This is a genomic window from Myroides albus (assembly GCF_024722315.1).
Taxonomy (GTDB): Bacteria; Bacteroidota; Bacteroidia; order Flavobacteriales; family Flavobacteriaceae; genus Flavobacterium; species Flavobacterium album_A.
Window position 1 is genome coordinate 2,842,794 of sequence record NZ_CP102754.1, and the last position, 17,762, is coordinate 2,860,555.

General features: G+C 35.4%; 16 protein-coding genes. 11 read left to right on the top strand and 5 right to left on the bottom strand.

From position 1 onward, the window contains the following. Positions 1-217 precede the first annotated feature (217 nt). The 5 genes from NWE55_RS12845 to ybiA all read left to right on the top strand — a co-directional run bounded on the left by NWE55_RS12845 (position 218) and on the right by ybiA (position 5,725). Positions 218-439, top strand: coding sequence for a DUF6140 family protein (locus NWE55_RS12845; protein ID WP_155092301.1), 222 nt, complete (start codon positions 218-220; stop codon positions 437-439). Between the two features lie 100 nt (positions 440-539). Then, on the top strand, positions 540-2,663 hold the full coding sequence (locus NWE55_RS12850; protein ID WP_258204152.1) for a hypothetical protein: 2,124 nt from the start codon (positions 540-542) through the stop codon (positions 2,661-2,663). Positions 2,664-2,671: 8 nt separating this feature from the next. Further along, a complete protein-coding gene (locus NWE55_RS12855; RefSeq protein ID WP_155092299.1) occupies positions 2,672-3,247 on the top strand; it encodes a DUF4112 domain-containing protein in 576 nt (191 codons plus the stop codon). A gap of 396 nt (positions 3,248-3,643) precedes the next feature. Beyond that, positions 3,644-4,519, top strand: coding sequence for an XAC2610-related protein (locus NWE55_RS12860; RefSeq protein WP_258204153.1), 876 nt, complete (start codon positions 3,644-3,646; stop codon positions 4,517-4,519). A 642-nt stretch (positions 4,520-5,161) separates the two neighbouring features. Further along, on the top strand, positions 5,162-5,725 hold the full coding sequence (gene ybiA, locus NWE55_RS12865) for a riboflavin biosynthesis intermediates N-glycosidase (RefSeq protein ID WP_258204154.1): 564 nt from the start codon (positions 5,162-5,164) through the stop codon (positions 5,723-5,725). Between the two features lie 110 nt (positions 5,726-5,835). On the opposite strand, the gene NWE55_RS12870 is transcribed toward ybiA, so the two are convergent. Continuing rightward, positions 5,836-7,518, bottom strand: a complete 1,683-nt coding sequence (locus NWE55_RS12870) for a PepSY-associated TM helix domain-containing protein (RefSeq protein ID WP_258204155.1) — start codon at positions 7,516-7,518, stop codon at positions 5,836-5,838. 230 nt (positions 7,519-7,748) lie between these two features. Continuing rightward, on the bottom strand, positions 7,749-8,081 hold the full coding sequence (locus NWE55_RS12875) for a hypothetical protein (protein ID WP_258204156.1): 333 nt from the start codon (positions 8,079-8,081) through the stop codon (positions 7,749-7,751). 224 nt (positions 8,082-8,305) lie between these two features. Here NWE55_RS12875 and NWE55_RS12880 point away from each other — a divergent pair, with 224 nt between their 5' ends. Beyond that, complete coding sequence (locus NWE55_RS12880; RefSeq protein ID WP_258204157.1) at positions 8,306-8,932, top strand: 2OG-Fe(II) oxygenase; 627 nt, start codon at positions 8,306-8,308, stop codon at positions 8,930-8,932. 50 nt (positions 8,933-8,982) lie between these two features. Here the strand turns inward: NWE55_RS12880 and NWE55_RS12885 are convergent, their stop codons facing one another. Beyond that, positions 8,983-9,180, bottom strand: a complete 198-nt coding sequence (locus NWE55_RS12885; RefSeq protein ID WP_155092294.1) for a heavy-metal-associated domain-containing protein — start codon at positions 9,178-9,180, stop codon at positions 8,983-8,985. Between the two features lie 128 nt (positions 9,181-9,308). On the opposite strand from NWE55_RS12885, the gene NWE55_RS12890 reads away from it, so the two are divergent. Both NWE55_RS12890 and NWE55_RS12895 read left to right on the top strand, forming a co-directional pair. Next, entirely contained in the window at positions 9,309-10,205 is an 897-nt protein-coding gene (locus NWE55_RS12890; protein ID WP_155092293.1) for a LysR family transcriptional regulator, read from the top strand. Between the two features lie 69 nt (positions 10,206-10,274). Beyond that, entirely contained in the window at positions 10,275-11,219 is a 945-nt protein-coding gene (locus tag NWE55_RS12895; RefSeq protein ID WP_155092292.1) for a YeiH family protein, read from the top strand. 192 nt (positions 11,220-11,411) lie between these two features. Here NWE55_RS12895 and NWE55_RS12900 read toward each other — a convergent pair whose 3' ends face one another. Continuing rightward, on the bottom strand, positions 11,412-13,040 hold the full coding sequence (locus NWE55_RS12900) for an acyl-CoA carboxylase subunit beta (protein WP_160339204.1): 1,629 nt from the start codon (positions 13,038-13,040) through the stop codon (positions 11,412-11,414). Between the two features lie 177 nt (positions 13,041-13,217). Between NWE55_RS12900 and NWE55_RS12905 the strand changes: the two genes are divergently transcribed. Both NWE55_RS12905 and NWE55_RS12910 read left to right on the top strand, forming a co-directional pair. After that, positions 13,218-13,862 (top strand): DUF47 domain-containing protein, encoded by a 645-nt coding sequence (locus NWE55_RS12905; protein WP_155092290.1) that lies wholly within the window; start codon positions 13,218-13,220, stop codon positions 13,860-13,862. Between the two features lie 18 nt (positions 13,863-13,880). Beyond that, entirely contained in the window at positions 13,881-14,978 is a 1,098-nt protein-coding gene (locus NWE55_RS12910; RefSeq protein ID WP_155092289.1) for an inorganic phosphate transporter, read from the top strand. 246 nt (positions 14,979-15,224) lie between these two features. Here NWE55_RS12910 and prfB read toward each other — a convergent pair. Then, positions 15,225-16,323 (bottom strand): peptide chain release factor 2 gene (gene prfB / locus NWE55_RS12915; protein ID WP_258204158.1). Its coding sequence is split into 2 segments (ribosomal slippage): positions 15,225-16,259 and positions 16,261-16,323, totalling 1,098 coding nucleotides; the frame shifts between segments, so codons are not numbered across the junction. Positions 16,324-16,369: 46 nt separating this feature from the next. On the opposite strand from prfB, the gene NWE55_RS12920 reads away from it, so the two are divergent. After that, positions 16,370-17,395: a threonine aldolase family protein gene (locus NWE55_RS12920; RefSeq protein ID WP_258204159.1), complete on the top strand. Its 1,026-nt coding sequence runs from the start codon at positions 16,370-16,372 to the stop codon at positions 17,393-17,395. Positions 17,396-17,762 lie beyond the last annotated feature (367 nt).

Sequence of the window (17,762 nt, forward strand, 5' to 3'; positions counted from 1 at the left end):
GTTATGTCTTTAAGTAAGTTCTTTGGCTTTTTTTTGTGGAATTTCTTTGAAAATGACGTAATTTTATAAGGTAACTCGTACTTTTTTAATTGTATTGTGTTAGAAATGGAGTGGTTATGTGTCCTTATGGAGAAGTGAATGTTTTTTTTCTAACTGACTGATGTGTTATGACAGTTAGTGCAGATAATTTTGTATTAATATTAATTCACAGCGTAGTATGTCAAGAGTTTTTAAAGTAACGCCAAAGCGAATTAGGAGAGTAAATAATACAGTCCTAACTCCCGAAATGACTGTTGTAGTCACGACAATTCAACATACCTCTTGTCCGTTCTACAATGGAGCAAAAGAGTTGCAAGAAGTATTAATGCGCTTATATGGCTATGATTACAAAAAGGGGAATTGTAGTAAAAACGATTTTCACGTTGAGCGATTAGATTGATTGACAACTTTGAGTTTGTTAGGCAATATAACAGAATACGCTTTGAAATCAAGCCTTAGTAGTATTGAAACACAGTTTATAAAAACACAAAGTAAATACAATGGAGAACGATGCTATCTATAAAAAGATATTAGCACTTGCTAAGAAATTAGTACAAAATGCTTCTGTTTATAATAGAGCTGATTTAGCTTTTGAACTTAGAGAATTTGGTATTAAGGGAGATTCGATACAGATTTCAGCTCTTGTTTGGCAAGCCTATCGTCGATATAATAATAAAGAGGAGATAAAAAAAGCATTTGTTTGCAATGATGAATCGAAGTATTTGGTAGAGCAATACAACCTGTATATGCAGTTAACTCAAGGCAATGAAAGTGAAGTTATCACAGGGTTAGAGCAATTATTCAACAGAGCAATGGATCAGTTCAATGTCGTATCTGATTTACTTTGTGAAAAAACGCCTTCAAATAGTGCTACTTTAGATAAGCTTGATTTTATGACTTTTATTGGTAATAAAGGGGTAAAGAACTTGCAAGAGCAGGCGGCGGCAATCTTTCATCAATATACAAATGTAGTTAATGGATATGAAGAACTGAAAGATTTGATTCAAGAGTCAGTCGATCAATTTGTAATGCTAAGAGATGATATTGCTTCTATGTATAGACAATATAGTTTGGGGTTAATGGATGTCTTTGGGGATTCAATTAAACAAGTGGCTCCTGATTTATTTGATTTTGACAAGATACAGTATCTCAACACGACAGAGATGTTTAAAGCTGTTGAAATGGAATATTACAAACTCGCAACTTCTTGTGGAGTCTTGATGGAAGAAATAGGAGGTAGTTTTAAAGGTACTTTGCAAAAGGTAGGTAATTCATTGGGAAGGTCTAAGGGGAATAAAGCTTTAATTGTCTTAGCAGTGATTGACATGGTGGGACATTATGTCGATGCTGCAAATAAGACAACTATACTGGAGGGTGAATTAGAGAAGTTCAAGTCTAAAGTCATCTACGACGTTGCACTTGTCAATGGAGATATGAAGCGCTTAATGATTATCCACAGCGTATTAAACGAGTTGCTTGTGCCAAAAGCACATATATTCTATCGTTATGCAAGGCAGGTAATGCAAGATCAGTACAGAGAACTTATAAACTCTATTTACCATACTGCTGTGCTACAAAAACTCAAAAAAGAGAGGGATGGACTTTTAGAAGAGTATAATCAGTTGAGTAGACAGATCAGCGATACGCAAAAGCAGATTACTTACTATAATCAGACTATCACCACTAACAATGCTTTTATTGTGGATGGAAAAGATGAGTATGAACAGGCTAAGGCTTTAAAGCCAACAAAGCCTTTCTTGTTGTTTTTAGGTATAGGAAAAGATACTTATAACAGGGAAGTTTACCACTGGCAAGAGAGGTGTCTTCCCGTGATTGATGGGTATAATAAAGTACAAGTGAGTTTAAAGTTAGACAAACAAGAGTGTGATTATCTTTTGGGTGAATTAAAGTCTAATACTGAGCGTTACAGTGAATTACATGCTCTTTTGAAAAACAGCAATAGGAAGATAGCTCAAGAAATAAGTGTAAGCGATAAGGTAAAGTTGAGTATTGCACAGCATTTGGAGGATTATCTTAAATGTTTACAAGTTGGTAAAGATATTCTTCAGAGCAAGTTTGATCGAAAATACCTTGAAAGTTTTCAGTTGCAAAAACAGGAGAAATTCGCCTTGAATGATAAGGTCAAAGAGCGTTTGACAAAATTTACTTCTGATTTAAAAAGCGAGTTGCTCATAGACGAAGCGATTGCTGTAGCAGATATGAACGCTTTTAACCAAGCTTTTGTTAAGAAGCAAAAAGCAGAAGAAACTTATTTAAAAGAAGATATTACAGCCATGATGGATGCTCAAAATAAATTAGTTGTTGGAGCGGTTGACTTAATCCAAGTGTGGACGCAGTTGCAAGTGGATAAGAAAATCGGTGAAAGAGAAAGAGCTCTTTATGAAGAGCAAGTGCAGCGTATGCAAAGTGATTTTAAACAGCAAATGAATAATATAGGTGACAAAGCTTCTGTATTGAGAGAGATAATGCGTCAAATTAATACTGCAGAAGGACAAGATGAAGTTAAAATGGGTTTACTCATGTTAGCAGATGTTGGAAATATTCACATTTCTGCTCAAGATATTGAAGATCTACTAAATGGAAGTAAAACTTTAGAAATATAGCGCGTATAATGGAAAGTAGTAGAGTACGTCAAGCTAAGGTTGAATTAGGCATTGATGATAATAAACAGAAAGCAACAATTAATAAGTCTGTTGTGCACGAGTATAATAGACAACAAGACAAGTTGCAGCAGATGTTGAAGATACAGGAGTCTAAGTCTTATCGCTTGTTAAAAACCATATCGAGTGTGATGGACAAGTATTTTTTAGATCCTATTCTGGGTGTAGTTCCCACAGTAGGAGACGCTGTGAGTTCGGTTGTTTCTCTTCCTTTTATTTATGTAAGTTTATTTAAAGTTGGCTCACTGCCATTGACTCTGGCGGTGATTTATAATATCCTAAGAGATACCTTGATTGGTATGATCCCTTTTTGGATTGGCAATATTCTTGATGTTTTCAATCGAAGTTATTTGCGCAATATGCGTCTGATTGTTGGCTTTGTAGAAGATGACAAGGAGATTATCAAAGAAGTGAACCAAAAAGCAGTGCGTTCACTTATTGGTATTATTGTCTTTTGTTTACTGATTTATGCAATGATTAAATTAATTGCATTTATAATAACTTGGATCTCTAATTTATTTTCATAGTCAAAATAAAATTAAATGATTAAAATGTTTCTTTTTGTAAAAGTGGTTTGTGTAATAGCAAGCCACTTTTTGCTTTATCCAGCTTATCGTATTGCGAGCAATTAGCTTAGCGCATTACTATCTAAAGTACTTAAACAATAACCTGTGATTTGAGCGCTACTATTGTTTTTGATTTTAGGATATTTTCCTTCTGTATTACCGATTCTTTTGTGGTGTTTATTAGCGTTAGATCTCAAGGCTTAGGGCCTTTCTATGTTGGAGGTGAGCGTTATTTAATTGTAGAAAAGGGCGAATTGTATTACTTTTAATAAATGTAAAATAAATGATTTTAAGTTTGTGAATATAAAGGGAATACAAATATTCTTTGTACTATTTTCTTGTTTGGTTAGCTTTAGTATGCTTGGTCAAAAGGCGGTTGAGAGAAGGGTTATTACTTATAAAGGAAAGATAGGAAGCTATCCTATTAGACTCTATATGGAGTATATGGAAAGTAATAGTATTTATGGATATTATACGTATAAGAAATATCCTAATAATGAACCAATAGGTATTAGCGGAACCTATCATAAAGGGGATTTGAGAATTGGAGAGGAGGTTTATAACTTTCAAAGCAAGAAGATGATCAATACCGGTTTATTTACGGCAAAGGACTTTCAAAATTTTGATGTTGTATCAGGAATATGGACAAATATGCTCACTTCTAAACAATTAGATTTTGAGTTAATCGCTGTTGAGAAACAACCTTCTGAACAATACTTTTATACCTTAAATACAAGAGAAAGTGATGATAGCGACATACAGAAGCATTATTATGAGTTTGACGCTATTAAACTATATGATAGCAATAGGAAGTTATTGCAAGAAGTAGAACTGCCATTCTCTTATTGTTATAAGCAAGAAGAGTTAAATACCATATTGGAGGATTACAATTTTGATGGGTATTTAGACCTTGTTGTCTATCACCGTTTTCCCTTTCAGGCAAGACGTGATTATGGATTATACCTCTTAATTTATAATCCAATAAGTAAAAAATTCGACTACCAACCCCAGTACAGGGACGAATTTGGTCATTACGTGAGAGCTGATCACCTTAAAGAGGTTTTGGTTGTAGAGACAGCAGATGGTAGAGGTAATGAATCAAAATACGAATACAAAGTCATAGATGATAATTTTTATTTAGTTAGGTATTGGAGTCAAACAGAATTCGGTGATTCAGAAGAAATTAGCTATGAAGTGCGCGATGGCAAGTCTGTGGAAATCAATAGGCGTTAAGCAAAGTAGCAGTGATTCGAAAGAGAACTTTTTAGTCCTTCAATCTGTATAAAGAGTTTATAAGAATGTAGATGTTTTTTGTATTTTTACCTTGTAAATTTTGTTGGACTATTGATTTAAAGAGTTGTTCTTTTGCTCTGTGTGTATGTAAATCAAATAATATTTAAGCTTTTCTAAGTTAAAGTAAAAAGTACTTTTAATCTCAAATTATGGTTTTTCATTTTTAATCATTTCCGTGGTGTTTTTTCGATTTTTTCTGATTAATTCCCTGTGTTTATGCCGATTTGTTCGGTGTTTGTTCGGGAGTTGCTCGCAAAACCCTTCATTTTCCCATGTTTTTTTGAAGATTCACCGAAGGATCTCCGAGTGAATTTGGATTAAGGCCTTTGTTTGTAAGCTTTTGAGGGTGGTTCGGTAGTTGACGAACTTGTCTTTTTGACTACTTTTTGTATAAAATTTCAATATTGTAAAAAACACCATTTCTCAGTAAGATAAAGCATTATGTCAATGCTTTATTTTATAACAATCAAATAATTTTAATTTCTACAGCGCAAGGTGTTTTTGATGCTGTGTATTAAAAGGGAGAGTTCATCTTGTTTTATTTATTTAATTTTGCGTTACTTAAAATAAGTAAAGTAAGCGATGAAATTTGAAAAGCAATATAGTTTAAAGCGACATATCGAGGATTATCGAAAAGGCAAACGGGGGAAATACGTATTTTTTTGGGGACATCAAAAGAGCAAGAGCGGTTTGATTACCTCTTCGTGTTTTAGTCAATGGTGGACTTCTCCGTTTGCAGTTGATGGACAAGTGTATGTTTCTACAGAACATTGGATGATGGCACAGAAAGCTTTACTATTTAACGATGTTGAGATATACAACCGCATTATGCAGGCGAAAAGTCCTATGGAGATGAAGGCCTTAGGTAGAGAAGTAAAAGGCTTTAAGGAAGATGTCTGGGTAGAGAATCGCTACGCGATTGTCGTTGAAGGCAATTATCACAAATTCAATCAGAATGCTGATTTGAAGGAGTTCTTACTCAATACCAAAAATAGAATACTGGTAGAGGCGAGCCCTGTGGATACCATTTGGGGAGTCGGTTTAGCTGCTGATAATGAGAAAATCAATAACCCAATGCAGTGGAATGGACTGAATCTCTTGGGCTTTGCTTTAATGGAGGTAAGGTATTTATTAGCAGGAGAATAGTTTACCCCTCGGCTTCACATTAGTTTAAAACTCATAGGTAGTTTTGCGTTATAGCATTACTTGCTTTGCGATAAAAAGAAAACGCTTTGGCATTGCCAAAGCGTTTCTCTTTAATTTGTCATTTGTTTTTGCTCATGTTTATTTCTTATTAATTTCCATGCAATGAGCGTAATAATAGGCACAATAATCCAGAACAAATCTATCAATAGGATATCGTGATACCCGTTTTTCCAATTGTCCCAAAACCATGAACCTGTCACAATACCATTGACCAGAGGTATAATAAGTCCAATGATACTACCTAATAAAAGGCAATCTCGATTGGTTTTATAAATGCTCTTACGTGCAGATAGCAGTATTGAAGCTATGAGCCAGCTCCAAAAATAGAAAGAATATATATATTCTTGACCTGCATTTGGATTTATTTTTACTGCGATGAAACTTAAAGCTGTAATTGGATACATCGATAAGCAAATTGCCATATATATGTTTGCCAGCCAAAAGTTAAATTTGCGCTTGCGTTCTGGTACATTTTTTTTATCTCTTGCTACAAGCCAAATCAGTACTCCCGATAGGATGACAATACATCCAGCAATACCTACTAAGAAGTAAGCGATACGAGTGGCATATCCTCCAAATGCGCCAAAATGCAATTCGTATATGATATTGGCAAAGGTATAACCATATCCTGGTGCTTTGTTGGGATTGCTAATTTCTTGTTGCTCACCGGTGGCTACTTCGTATATGATTTCTCCTTGACTGTGAAAGCGCTTTTCTCTTGGAGCATTACCTGTAATTCGCACAGTCATTCCTTGGTCTCCATAATTGGTTACTTGAACCATTGATAGGATAGCGCCGTCCCATTTTTGGATTGTCTTATCTACATAGTAGTTTAAGTCAACTTCTTTGCCTAAAGGCTTATTTTGAAATACAATTTCCTTGCTTTGTGATCTTCTGTAGCTGGCCTCTTCTTGTAGTTTTTGATTATCCCCTTGGTAACCGATTAGCGCAACGCTATTCATGATGATATAGTAGTTCATCAGAAAGTAACAGCCAGTAACAGCAAAGATTAGCTGAAATGGGAAGGAAATAACTCCTAAGGCAGTGTGTAGGTCAGTCCACACCGTTTTTATTTTTTCCCAAGGTCTAAAGATGTAAAAGTTTGATACTATTTTTTGCCAATGTACTAATAGACCTGTAATAAGGGCAAATAAAAAGGCAAACGAAACAAACCCCGCAATCATATAGCCAATAGGCCATCCCATGAAATTACCTAAGGAGTTTACCTGCGCAAAAAAATGTAGACGGTATAAGAACTCTCCTAAGGCATATCCTTCACTGTAACTTTTTAGTTCAAGTGATTCTGGATCCAAACTGCCAAAACTTCTTTCTTTAGCTTTGGGGTTTAGCGAATCTTGAGTTGCTTGAATATTCAGGCCTACTGCTCTTGTTTTTTGCGAAAGTCTAAAAGATACACTTCTTCCGTATAACCCATACTGTGTATCAATGGAATCTAAGATTGTATCGTAGTCTATTGTTGTGGCTGAATATTGTTTTTTAGGAGCATTATTTTGCCAACTGTTTATTTCATTTTTAAAAAAGGCAAATGAGCCTGCAAAAAAGAATATATATAATATTACTGTAATGATAATTCCACTGATTGTATGTAGGTGAAAATATCGATTGTAGTTTTTTACGTTCATGGTTTTTTTGATAGTATTGTGTAATGTAGTCTGTCTTAAAGTAAATAGGGTAGGTAAAACAACAAGCTCAGACCTAAGTAGATCCCCCATACTTTTAAGCCATTGTCAAACAAGAAGGCTACGACAAATAGAGATGCCCATATAATATATGCTGTGACAAACATTGTGGTATAAACAACTTCTTTATTAAAAAAATACATGAAGAACAAGTGTAGGGTAACGGTGAGTAAAAGCCCTCCGATTAATCCCGCGGTAATCTTTAAAAACCTTTGTAAGATTGAGGTTTCTAAGTGTTTTTTATTTGCTGGCATGACAAGTGATTAGAATATAACTACTTCAAAAAAAAGACATAACCCTACTATAGATGCAATGTGTTTGGTTCTAATAGCGATAGTTGGGTAGAGTGATAAAATGGCTATACCTATAAACATCAGATAGACGAAATAGGTAAATGCCCCAATAGCAAAGCCATCTAAGCGTATTTCTAAAACAAAACTAATTGCTAATAAACTATAAGCTAATATAGTGGCTATCTTTTTGTTATTTCTTATCCAATTTGTTAGAGCACATTGCTTTTCGAACTTTACTTTTTTCGATGTATTGTAAAGCATAAAAAAACCAAATGCAATAATAGTAAATAGTACAGTATGCATCTTATTTAGATTAATTAAAAACAAAAGTACTCAATATTTCTATTCTACAATAAGAAATAATGATAAAATTTACTTGATAAAGTAATAATAATATAAAGATGACAAAAAATGGCCTTGAATTTGTACTGTAAATTTTAACACGATAGGGTATAAAAAAGTGTAATATAGTGTATTGTTTTTTTTGTTCTGTAAATTATATTTGCGTAAGTTTTATTTAGTAATACATGAGTGATTTTGAGGTTAATTTATTTTATGAGTTAATAATAGGCGATTTGATGAATCGTAAATACTCTGTAGTAGACGCTTTTTTTACTGCACAGGAAATAGAACTGTTCCGAGCAAACTTGAAACTTAAACGAGAATTAAGCAGTTTCAAAAAAGCAGCTATTGGGAATAACGAAAATGAACAAATCGTTGAAGAAATACGAGGTGATTCTATTTTGTGGTTAGATCAGACAGAACCTGATGAAGTAGAGAAAATGTATTTTGATAAAGTAAATGACTTTATCTTATATGTTAATCGCACTTGTTATTTAGGTTTACAAGGGGGAGAGTTTCACTATGCGTGTTATCCTCCTGGTACATTTTACAAGAGACACTTGGATATTTTTCACAGTGATACCAGACGCACCTTATCGATGGTGTTATACTTAAACGATGAACACTGGAATCCGAGTTGGGGTGGTGAGCTTGCTATTTATCTTCAAGATGAAAATGCAAATGAGAAACAGGAGATTATCCATGCATTGCCTGGGCGATTGGTTATCTTTGATAGCAAAGCGTTAGAACACGAGGTGAAGATGGTTAACCATACGCGATATAGCATTACGGGTTGGTTAAAGACAAGATAACAAAAAGAGCTGCCTGGTGACAGCTCTTTTTATTTCGACATTCCTTTTGTCTACTCTAATGAATAATGCCCCGTTTTGGAGATTATTTCATTTAAAGCAACCTTATCTATACTGTCTTTTTTAACTTCTATGGAATGGTCAGATAAAGTTACTTTTGCTTCCAATTCTGGGTGATCAGCTACTAGTTTTTCTATTGAATCGATGCACCCTTGACATCCTATACCTTTTATTTTATATTTTGTTGTCATAACTTAAGTTGTTAGTTTATTTTTGTATTACAAAGTTAGAGCTACCTTAGTAGATTATGTTATATAATTCGTGGGATTAATTGTCTAATTTGTTGGTTTAAACTATTTTCACTTATACTTAGAGTACTATGTTTGATTTTCGCTTAAAGGTTTTTTATACGGTAGCAAAGAAAAACAGCTTTACCAAGGCTGCTAAGGTATTGTTGATTTCGCAACCAGCTGTAACAAAGCATATACAAGAGATAGAGTCGTATTATAAGACAAAGTTATTTGTGAGAAATGGCATGAAGATAGCGCTTACTGAATCAGGTGAATTGCTGTGTGGCTATGCCGAAGATATTTTCTCTACTTATCGAAATTTAGAGTTTGATATGCACGCTTTAAATGCCAAGATGGATGGAAGTCTTCGCCTGGGAGCCAGTACTACTATCTCTCAGTACGTTTTGCCGCCAATGTTAGCTGCCTTTAGAGAGAAAGTGGGTGATATACACATAGACGTTGTATCGGACAATACTTTTGCTATCGAAAACGCTTTGTTGAATAAGCAAATCGATGTGGGAATGGTTGAAGGCAACAGTAAGAATCCGCAGATTAAGTATATTGACTTTATCAAAGATGAGATCGTACTGGTGTGTAAAGCAAATAATCCCTTTGTTAAAAGTGGTGTTGTATCGCCAAGTGATTTGAAGAATTTTACTTTTTTACTTCGCGAGAGTGGTTCTGGAACTCTTGATGTGATTGAGAGTAACCTTAATAAGGTTGGAATTTCTGTCCATGATTTAAAAAGCGATATGAGTTTTTCAAGCACAGAGAGTATTAAGATGTATTTAATGCACTCTAATAGCTTTGCTTTTTTGTCTATTCACGCCATTTTAAAAGAGCTTAAATACAACGAGTTGATCGTGGTAGATATTAATGGATTGGATATTCACCGCTATTTTAGTGTTATTCAACGTCAAGGGCAGGAGAGTGCTTTGGTTGAATTATTTATTCGTTTTGCACAATCGTATAACTTAAAGTTATAGAGTATAACAATTATGTATTTACTTATTTGAGTTTACTGTAGGAAATTTGCAAAGTAAAATCAGATAATAATGTCAACAAACAACAATAGTGGAACTAATCTTGCAAAGATTGTTTTAATCGGTTTAGCTCTTTTGAGTTTTTTCCCTTTTATATCCTCAGCAACTGCTTTGGTATTGGGAATTATCTACGCGCAGATATTCGAAAATCCGTATAATAGCCAAACAAAGAAAGCAACTGGACTTTTATTAAAAGTAGCGGTTGTTGGTCTGGGATTTGGTATGAATGTTTACAGTGCTATTTCTGCGGGTAAAGATGGGTTTATCTTGACGATCTTCTCTATATTTCTAACCCTTGTTTTAGGTTTTATCCTTGGTAAAGCCCTTAAAATAGATAAGAAGATTTCTTACCTTATTTCATCGGGTACGGCTATCTGTGGAGGTAGTGCGATCGCTGCAGTCTCTCCTGTGATAAAGGCTGATGAGAAACAAATATCTGTGGCTTTGGGGATTGTCTTTATTTTAAATTCTTTGGCCTTGATTATATTTCCTCCGATAGGTCATGCATTAGGACTTAGTCAAGTTGACTTTGGACTTTGGTCAGCTATTGCCATTCACGATACTAGTTCGGTAGTAGGCGCGGCTGCAAAGTATGGTGACCAGGCTTTAGAAGTGGCTACGACTGTAAAATTAGCGCGTGCTTTATGGGTTATTCCCGTAGCGTTCTTGTCAACAGTTTTGTTTAACAATAAGGGGGGTAAGGTTAAGTTGCCTTATTTTATCGGTTTATTCGTTTTAGCCATGCTTGCTAATTCATATATTCCCTTTGTACAGACTATAGGTCCTTATATTGTTGAAATTTCCAAAAAAGCTTTAACCTTAACTTTATTTTTAATAGGTACTTCTTTATCTTACCGCACGGTTAAATCTGTCGGAGTTAAACCCCTGTTAGAAGGAGTAGGGCTTTGGATATTTATCTCTGTTACTTCTTTGTTGTATATCCTTTATGTGAATTAAGGTGTTTTATAGAGAAATAATTTAATTGTGTTTAAATCACAATACAACACAGTTGTGGATACTAGTCAAGTAAAATATCACCAAGAGTAAAGATTGATACTCCCAGTAGTAAACTAATTGAAACAAGCAAACTAAAATACAAAACAAAAAAGCCTTTAAGACATCTTAAAGGCTTTTTTGTTTGTTTTGTAATTATACTTGAATCACGCCAAGGTTAAAGGGTTTTTCAATTGGTGCGTGATTAGCTGCTTCAATTCCCATAGATATCCATGTTCTGGTATCTAAAGGATCGATAATAGCATCTGTCCACAATCTTGCAGCTGCATAATAGGGAGATACTTGATTGTCGTATTTAGCTTTTATTTTATTGAACAATTCTTCTTCTTGTGCAGCAGTAAGTTCTTCTCCTTTGGCTTTTAGGGAAGAAGCTTCGATTTGTAGTAAAACTTTAGCTGCTTGTGCACCTCCCATTACGGCAAGTTCTGCACTTGGCCATGCAAAGATAAGTCTTGGATCATAAGCTTTTCCACACATGGCATAGTTTCCAGCTCCATAAGAGTTTCCTACTACAACGGTGAATTTTGGAACTACTGAATTGGCAACGGCATTAACCATTTTTGCTCCATCTTTGATAATTCCTCCGTGCTCTGATTTAGATCCTACCATAAATCCAGTAACGTCTTGTAAGAAGACTAATGGTATTTTCTTTTGATTACAGTTGGCTATAAAACGCGTTGCTTTGTCTGCTGAATCAGAGTATATCACTCCACCGAATTGCATTTCGCCTTTTTTAGTTTTTACTACTTTGCGCTGATTAGCTACAATTCCTACAGCCCAACCATCAATACGTGCATACCCAGTAATGATTGTCTGTCCGTATCCTTCTTTATACTGTTCAAATTCAGAGTTGTCTACAAGGCGTTTGATGATCTCCAGCATATCATACTGTTCCGAACGTGCCTTTGGTAGTATACCATAAATGTCTTCTTGCGGTAAACTTGGTTTTGCTGGTTTAACTCTATTGTAACCAGCTTTGTCAAAATCACCTATTTTATCTACGATGTTCTTAATAGTATCAAGAGCATCTTTGTCGTCTTTGGCCTTGTAGTCAGTTACACCTGATATTTCACAGTGTGTTGTTGCACCACCAAGTGTTTCGTTATCTATACTCTCACCAATTGCAGCTTTTACTAAATAGCTACCTGCAAGGAAAATACTGCCTGTTTTGTCTACAATTAAGGCCTCATCACTCATAATCGGTAAATAAGCGCCACCTGCAACACAGCTTCCCATGACTGCTGCAATTTGGGTAATACCCATACTGCTCATCACAGCATTGTTTCTGAATATACGTCCGAAGTGTTCTTTGTCAGGGAAAATTTCATCTTGCAAAGGCAAGTAAACACCTGCGCTATCTACCAAATAAATGATAGGCAGCTTGTTTTCAATGGCAATTTCTTGGGCTCTTAAGTTCTTTTTACCTGTAATAGGGAACCAAGCTCCTGCTTTAACCGTAGCGTCATTAGCCACTACGATACATTGTTTTCCTTTTATATATCCTATTTTAACAACAACACCTCCCGATGGACAACCACCGTGTTCTTCATACATTTGATCCCCTACAAATGCACCGATCTCTATACTCTTTGCACCTTTGTCTAATAAGTAATCAATTCTTTCTCTTGCTGTTAATTTACCTTGCTCGTGTAATTTGGCAATTCTCTTTTCTCCACCACCAAGTTTAACTTTGACAAGTTTTCTCTTTAAGTCAGAAAGTAAAAGCTTGTTGTGGTCTTCGTTTTTATTGAAGTTTATATCCATAGTAGTTTGGTTATTTCTGTTGTTCTGTGTAATCGTTTTCGCTAAAATACAAAAATTAGAATGATATAAAACAAGTGCTGTGAGAATTGATTATTTAAAAAAAAACGCAATTAGCGTACTATTGTATGGTTTTATTAGTGTAATTTTGTCTCGTTTTATTTACACATTTTATTTACAATGTCATTAAATAGTATTTTTCAGTTTTTAGTGCCTAAGGATAAAACTTTTTATCCATTATTTGAAAAGGCAGCAAGTAAGATTAAGACACTTTCAAAAACCTTGCATGAAGCAGTAAATGCTCCAGCAAAAGAAAGAGATAAATTACTTAAAGATGTAGAAGTCCTAAAACAAGATATTGAGGCTATTGCCCAAACCACTCGTGTTGAATTGGGAAAAAACTTCATTACACCTTTTGACAGAGAAGATATCCACAACCTTATAACTGCTGTTGACGCTATTGCAGATAATCTATCTGATGCTGCTTCTCGTATGCGTTTGTACCAAATAGACAAGGTAACTAAACCGCTTCGAAAGTTGACAGAGGCTAATTTAGAGGCTTGTAGTGAAGTCTCACGTGGGTTATTAGAACTGAAAGACATGAAGAATTTAACAGCATTGGCTGAGGTTTGTAAGAATATTTCTCGATTAGAGCGAAAAGCAGATAAGGTATTTGATAAAGCCGTAGCTGATATTTTTGAGAATGAAAGTAATGCAATAGAAATAATTAAGTATAAAGAGGTCATGATGGCTCTTGAATCTGCTACTGATAGTTGTAGAGACGTAGCTAACGTATTGGAGACTATTACAGTAAAATATGCTTAATAACTAAGGTTTATACTTATGGAGTTTATAACAGAAATGTTAAGTAATCAAGCTGGTATAATGCTGATTGTTATTATCATATTAGCTCTTGGTTTTGATTATATTAACGGATTTCACGATGCTGCCAATTCTATTGCCACTATTGTAACTACGAGAGTACTAACTCCGTTTCAAGCAGTTTTGTGGGCAGCTGCATTTAACTTTGTCGCCTATTTTATCTCTTTGTATATTATTGGAGAATTTAAAATTGGTAATACAATCGCCAAATCAGTCAATATTGACTTTATTACTTTGGAGGTAATTTTATCGGGATTGGTTGCGGCAATTATTTGGAATTTAATTACTTGGAAGTTGGGTATTCCATCTTCGTCTTCACATACATTAATTGGTGGATTTATTGGGGCAGCTGTAGCTCACGCTGGTGGATTTGCGCCAGGAGGAGTGGATGTTATTGTATATGAAAAAGTTGTTCCTATTTTCCTTTTTATCTTTGGAGCCCCTTTCTTAGGGATGTTTTTAGCATACTTTATCACAGTGGCTATTTTGTGGATTTGCCGCAAGATGAATCACCACAAGTGCGAAGTGTGGTTTAAGCGTTTGCAGTTGGTGTCTTCTGCGTTGTTCTCTTTAGGACATGGTGGAAATGACGCTCAAAAGGTAATGGGTATTATCGGGGCGGCGGTAATTTACTATCACATTAATATCGATATGGACCCGGCATATACTGTAGAAGGTGTAAATACTTTCTCTGTGTTTGTAGAGCATTGGTGGTGGGTGCCTTTGGCATCATTCATTTTCATCGGTTTAGGTACTTTATCGGGAGGATGGAAGATTGTTAAAACAATGGGGTCAAAGATTACCAAAGTAACTCCATTGGAAGGAGTTGCTGCTGAGACAGCTGGAGCTGTGGCTTTGTATGTAACAGAGCACTTGGGAATTCCTGTATCTACTACTCATACTATTACAGGTTCTATCATCGGGGTAGGTATCACTAAGCGTGTATCCGCTGTAAGATGGGGGGTGACTATTAATCTTTTATGGGCATGGATTTTAACTATTCCTGTATCTGCGATAATCGCTATGGTGGTTTACTATCTTGTATCCCTGTTTATCTAAAAAGACAATTTATTTATAATCATAGAAAGGAAAGTACATAGTGCTTTCCTTTTTTTATTGCTATTAAAGAGTTTTAAGAGGCTTTATTGTAGTTGAGCGATTAGCTTGTCTTTCTATGGAAATAATCGCTAAGAAGGTTTTGTTTGGGTTTATTTGAGGTAGATCTTTTCAGGGGAGATTTAAAAAAAGCAATGTTGGTAAATAAAAAAAGACTGCTTTAAAGCAGTCTTTCTTTATTTGTGTGTCTTAATCCTCATCTTTTTGTCCCATCATCATTAGATAGGCTTTTAAAAACTGGTCAATTCCACCATCCATTACATCATCTACATCTGTAGACTCTTTGCCTGTACGCACATCTTTTACAAGTTTGTATGGGTGCATTACATAGTTTCTAATTTGAGATCCCCACTCAATTTTTTTCTTGTTAGCCTCGATTTCATCTCGCATGGCTTGTTTTTTCTTGAGCTCGATTTCATATAATTGCGACTTTAATAATTGCATCGCTTTTGTTTTGTTGTCCAATTGAGAACGAGTCTCCGAGTTTTCAATGATAATTCCAGTAGGGTGGTGACGCAGTCGAACTGCTGTTTCTACCTTGTTTACATTTTGCCCTCCAGCACCACTCGAACGCATTGTTTCCCATGAAATATCCGCTGGACTGATTTCAATTTCAATGGTATCATCGGCTAAGGGATAAACGTAGACAGAGACAAACGAGGTGTGTCTTTTGGCATTACTGTCAAAAGGTGAGATACGAACAAGTCGATGCACGCCGTTTTCTCCTTTTAAATAACCAAAGGCAAATTCACCATCAAATTCTAAAGTAACTGTTTTTACTCCAGCAACCTCACCTTCTTGGTAGTTGAGTTCTTTGATTTTTAGGCCGTTTTTCTCTCCCCACATGATGTACATACGCATGAGCATAGAGGCCCAATCGCAACTCTCTGTTCCACCAGCACCTGCGGTAATTTGCAATACAGCACTCATATTATCTCCTTCGTCAGAAAGCATGTTTTTGAATTCTAACTCTTCGATAATAGTCAGAGCACTTTGGTATTGACTCTCTACATCCTCTTGTGCAGCCTCGCCTTCAGAGTAGAACTCCAAAAGTATCTGCAATTCTTCAATTGCGCTTTTTGCACTCTCGTAACCTTCTACCCATTTCTTTTTAGATTTTAGGTTTTTTACGATTACTTCTGCCTGTTTTGGATTGTTCCAAAAGTCTGGTGCAAAGGTTTTTTCTTCTTCATTAGTGATCTCGATTAACTTCTTATCGATGTCAAAGATACCTCCTTAACGCACCAAGGCGATCAATAATGTCCTTCTGTTGTTCTGTAGTTACCATAATTTTTAATACTTTTATGCACAAAAATACTTATTCCAAACTATATATGGAAATTAATTTAACTAGTGACACAATAACAAAGCCTACTCCTGAGATGTTGAATTATATGCTTAAGGCAAGGGTAGGGGATGATGTATATAAACAAGATGGAAGTACAAATGAATTAGAACTTGCTGTAGCAGAGCTATTTGGTATGGAGGCGGCTCTTTTTTTTCCTTCGGGAACCATGGCTAATCAAGTAGCCATAAAATTGCATACTCAGCCTGGAGATCAGCTTATTTGTGAGCGTAGTTCACATATTAATCAATTTGAAGCGGGAGGACCTGCTTTTCACAGTGGGGTTACCTGCGGGGTTATTGACGGAGATAGAGGTCGTATTACGGCAGATCAAGTTTTAGAAATGTATACAGATGCGTCTAATTTTCATTATCCAATCTCTACACTTGTTTGCCTTGAGAATACCACTAATAAAGGTGGTGGGGCATGTTATGAGCTACCAGAGATTGAAAAAATACGCCAAGTATGTGATGAGAAGGGAATGAAATTGCATTTGGACGGTGCCCGATTGTGGAATGCCTTGGTAGCTAAAGCCCAACACCCAACACATTTTGGTAAATTGTTTGATACTATATCGGTTTGTTTTTCTAAGGGATTGGGCGCTCCTGTGGGATCTGCTTTAATTGGTAGTAAAGAGTCTATTCAAAAGGCTATTAGATTGCGTAAACTCATGGGGGGTGGTATGCGCCAAACTGGGTATTTAGCTGCTGCTGCATTATATGCTTTAAAGAATAATGTCAGTAGATTGCAAAGTGATCACCTTAGAGCGAGACAAATAGAGGTACTTTTGAATAAAAAAGCTTGGGTAGCTGAGGTATTGCCAGTGCAAACAAATATCGTTGTGTTTCGCTTGCATAGAAAAGAGGATGTGAAGAAGTTTTTTGATAAACTAAAACAAAAGAACATTGCCATTAGTGAAATGGGAGGTGGTTGGCTTCGCATTGTAACGCATTTGGATTACAGGGAGGTAATGCACGAGTATGTAACAGAAGCACTACAACAGTTAGAAATATAAACAAAAGCCATCACATTGATGGCTTTTTTTGTGCGTGTATTTAAGAGTTTTGATTTCGCTTATATGGGTAATTTGCTGTTTGCAAACATTTAGTGGAATCTCAACAAACGGGGCAAGGGACATTCCTTGTTTTAAAAAGTGAAGATGTGCGTTTATAATTCCGCGTTTACCTTCACTACTTTTTAGGGAGTGATTGTTGTTTTACGCGAAGATAATACAGGGGTGATATTGGCAAGCAAGGTCTTTGTTTTGATGTCTTTTGTCAAAAAATAGAATTGGTTATAAGGCTAATTTATAATAAAAGTATAAAAGTGGTGTTTAAGTTTTTTACTCAGTTTAAAAAGTTTAATTTTGTTTAGATTAAAAT

Coding starts and splice junctions, on each gene's coding strand:
- NWE55_RS12880 (WP_258204157.1), top strand. CDS start 8,306: ATGAGTGATTTTGAGGTTAATTTATTTTATGAGTTAATAATAGGCGAT.
- NWE55_RS12850 (WP_258204152.1), top strand. CDS start 540: ATGGAGAACGATGCTATCTATAAAAAGATATTAGCACTTGCTAAGAAA.
- NWE55_RS12855 (WP_155092299.1), top strand. CDS start 2,672: ATGGAAAGTAGTAGAGTACGTCAAGCTAAGGTTGAATTAGGCATTGAT.
- ybiA (WP_258204154.1), top strand. CDS start 5,162: ATGAAATTTGAAAAGCAATATAGTTTAAAGCGACATATCGAGGATTAT.
- NWE55_RS12860 (WP_258204153.1), top strand. CDS start 3,644: ATGCTTGGTCAAAAGGCGGTTGAGAGAAGGGTTATTACTTATAAAGGA.
- NWE55_RS12875 (WP_258204156.1), bottom strand. CDS start 8,081: ATGCATACTGTACTATTTACTATTATTGCATTTGGTTTTTTTATGCTT.
- NWE55_RS12890 (WP_155092293.1), top strand. CDS start 9,309: ATGTTTGATTTTCGCTTAAAGGTTTTTTATACGGTAGCAAAGAAAAAC.
- NWE55_RS12920 (WP_258204159.1), top strand. CDS start 16,370: ATGGAAATTAATTTAACTAGTGACACAATAACAAAGCCTACTCCTGAG.
- NWE55_RS12885 (WP_155092294.1), bottom strand. CDS start 9,180: ATGACAACAAAATATAAAATAAAAGGTATAGGATGTCAAGGGTGCATC.
- NWE55_RS12910 (WP_155092289.1), top strand. CDS start 13,881: ATGGAGTTTATAACAGAAATGTTAAGTAATCAAGCTGGTATAATGCTG.
- NWE55_RS12895 (WP_155092292.1), top strand. CDS start 10,275: ATGTCAACAAACAACAATAGTGGAACTAATCTTGCAAAGATTGTTTTA.
- NWE55_RS12900 (WP_160339204.1), bottom strand. CDS start 13,040: ATGGATATAAACTTCAATAAAAACGAAGACCACAACAAGCTTTTACTT.
- NWE55_RS12845 (WP_155092301.1), top strand. CDS start 218: ATGTCAAGAGTTTTTAAAGTAACGCCAAAGCGAATTAGGAGAGTAAAT.
- NWE55_RS12870 (WP_258204155.1), bottom strand. CDS start 7,518: ATGGGGGATCTACTTAGGTCTGAGCTTGTTGTTTTACCTACCCTATTT.
- NWE55_RS12905 (WP_155092290.1), top strand. CDS start 13,218: ATGTCATTAAATAGTATTTTTCAGTTTTTAGTGCCTAAGGATAAAACT.